Origin of the sequence: Kitasatospora sp. NPDC007106 (genome assembly GCF_040634455.1) — a bacterium.
GTDB lineage: Bacteria > Actinomycetota > Actinomycetes > Streptomycetales > Streptomycetaceae > Kitasatospora > Kitasatospora arboriphila.
The window spans coordinates 1-2,685 of sequence record NZ_JBEYFP010000779.1; the positions used below are offsets into that span (position 1 = coordinate 1).

2 protein-coding genes are annotated in these 2,685 nt (G+C 72.0%); both read left to right on the forward strand.

Translation table 11 applies throughout. The annotated features are described in order from the left end of the window. On the forward strand, nt 1–1,771 hold a 1,771-nt coding region (locus ABZ641_RS32230), incomplete at its 5' end, for an AbfB domain-containing protein (RefSeq protein ID WP_359987574.1). Between the two features lie 301 nt (nt 1,772–2,072). Continuing rightward, nucleotides 2,073–2,672, forward strand: coding sequence for a superoxide dismutase (locus ABZ641_RS32235; RefSeq protein ID WP_359987576.1), 600 nt, complete (start codon nt 2,073–2,075; stop codon nt 2,670–2,672). The last annotated feature ends 13 nt before the right edge of the window (nt 2,673–2,685 follow it).

A 2,685-nucleotide genomic window follows, 5' to 3' on the forward strand; every position in this document is an offset into this window, starting at 1 on the left:
CTGGGACCCGACCCAGACCGGTGGCGGCGCCGTCGGCAAGCAGCGCAACACCAACGGCGTGCAGCCGCACTCCGGCGGCGGCATCTTCTACACCGCCGCGTCCGGCATCTGGCAGACCGTCTGGCTGGAGCCGGTGGCCGCCGCCAACGTCACCCGGCTCGACCTGGTGCCCGACCTCGCCGCCAACGCCCTGCGGGTGACCGTGCTCGGCGAGAACGCGGGCGGCCGCACCGCCCGGATCACCGTCTCCACCGGCGGCACCACCGTCGCCACCGCCACCGGCCCGGTCGGCAGCGCCCTCTCGGTGGCCGTCCCGAACCCGCACCTGTGGACGCCGGAGGACCCGTTCCTCTACGACGTCCGCGCCGACCTGCTCTCCGGCTCCGCCACCGAGGACTCGGTCGGCAGCTACACCGGCATGCGCTCGATCGCCGTCGCCACCGTCAACGGCGTCGAGCGGCCGGTGCTGAACGGCCGGTTCGTCTTCCAGACCGGCACCCTCGACCAGGGCTACTGGCCGGACGGCATCTACACCGCGCCCACCGACGACGCGCTCAGGTTCGACCTGCAGAAGCACAAGGACCTCGGCTTCAACATGGTCCGCAAGCACATCAAGGTCGAGCCGCAGCGCTGGTTCTACTGGGCCGACCGGCTCGGCCTGCTGGTCTGGCAGGACATGCCGGCGATGGACACCCGCACCCCGGACTCCGCCGCCCGCACCCAGTGGGAGGCCGAGTACCACCGGATCATCGACCAGCACCGCAGCTCGCCGGCGCTGATCCAGTGGGTGGACGAGAACGAGGGCTGGGGCCAGTACGACCAGGCCCGGATCGCCGACGACGTGAAGGCCTACGACCCGTCCCGGCTGGTCGACAACATGAGCGGCGTCAACTGCTGCGGCTCGGTCGACGGCGGCAACGGCGACGTGGTCGACAACCACGTCTACGTCGGCCCCGGCGCGACCCGGCCCACCGCCACCCGCGCCGCCGTCCTCGGCGAGTACGGCGGCCTCGGCCAGCGGGTGCCCGGCCACGAGTGGTACCCCGGCGGCGGGTTCAGCTACGAGGACCAGCCGAGCACCGCGGCGCTGAACGACCGCTTCACTGGCCTGCTCGACTCGATCCGGCTCAACCAGATGCCGGCCGGCCTCTCGGCCTCGGTCTACACCGAGATCACCGACGTGGAGAACGAGGCCAACGGCCTGCTCAGCTACGACCGCCAGGTGGTCAAGGTCGACCAGAACCGCGTCCGCAGCGCCAACCTGGCGCTGATCGAGGCGTCCCGGACGACCCCCGGCAACCCGGTGCTGCAGACCGGCGCCTACGAGTCGCTGCGGGTCACCACCCCGTGCTGCACCACCCGCTACCTGCGGCACTACGACGGCCTCGCCAACACCGACCCGGTCGACGCGGGCAGCACCGCCCTGCTGAAGGCCGACGCCACCTGGAAGGTCGTCCCGGGCCTGGCCGACGGCAGCTGCTACTCCTTCGAGTCGCGCAACTACCCGGGGGAGTACCTGCGGCACCGCGACAGCCGGGTGTACCGGGAGGCCGGCAGCGGCGCGCTCTTCCAGGCCGACGCGACCTTCTGCGCCCGGCCCGGCAGCGGCGGCGTCCGGTTCACCGCCTACAACTACCCGGACCGCTACCTGCGGCACATCGACTCGCAGGTCTGGATCGCCACCTACGGCGGGCCGAACGCCTGGGACGGCAACACGCCCGGCTTCGTCGCCGACACCACCTGGTCCGTCGACGCGCCCTGGGCGCCCTGACCGGAGGCACGACCGCACGGAAGCCGGCCGGCGGACCCACCCACCCGTGGGCACCCGCCGGCCGGCGGCTCCGGGGCGTGTGCTCCCGGGCGCACGCCGTGACGCGGGGTCGGCCGCGTCCCGGCAGGCGCCGGCTGGGAAGACGATCGTCGGTCAGGAAGGACGCACGGCGCCCCGGACGGCCGACCGGCCGACCTCGCACTCAACATGCTGAAGCAAATGATTCGCTCTTGCAAGTTATAGGCAATAGTGTGGCCCCGGCACGATCACCACCGTCCGTCGAAAGGGGCCGCGTCCCGCCATGGGCACCTACTCGCTTCCCGACCTGCCGTACGACTACTCCGCCCTCGAGCGCGCGATGTCCGCCGAGATCCTGGAGCTGCACCACTCCAAGCACCACGCCGCCTACGTCAAGGGCGCCAACGACACCCTCGAACAGCTCGCCGAGGCGCGCGACCAGGAGCAGTACGGCGGCCTCGTCGGCCTGCAGAAGACGCTCGCCTTCCACCTCTCCGGCCACGTCCTGCACTCGCTGTTCTGGCAGAACCTCTCCCCGGAGGGCGGCGACCGCCCCGACGGCGCCCTCGGCGACGCGATCACCGAGCACTTCGGCTCCTTCGAGGCCCTCCGCAAGCAGCTGACCACCGCCACCGTCGGCGTCCAGGGCAGCGGCTGGGGCATCCTCTCCTGGGAGCCGCTCGGCCGGCGCCTGATCGTCGAGCAGGTCTACGACCACCACGGCAACGTCGGCCAGGGCACCACCCCGCTGCTCGCCTTCGACGCCTGGGAGCACGCCTACTACCTGCAGTACCGCAACGTCCGCCCCGACTACGTTGAGCGGCTGTGGGAGGTCGTGAACTGGCAGGACGTCACCGCCCGGTTCGCCGCCGCGCAGGGCTGACCCGCGGCGCGGG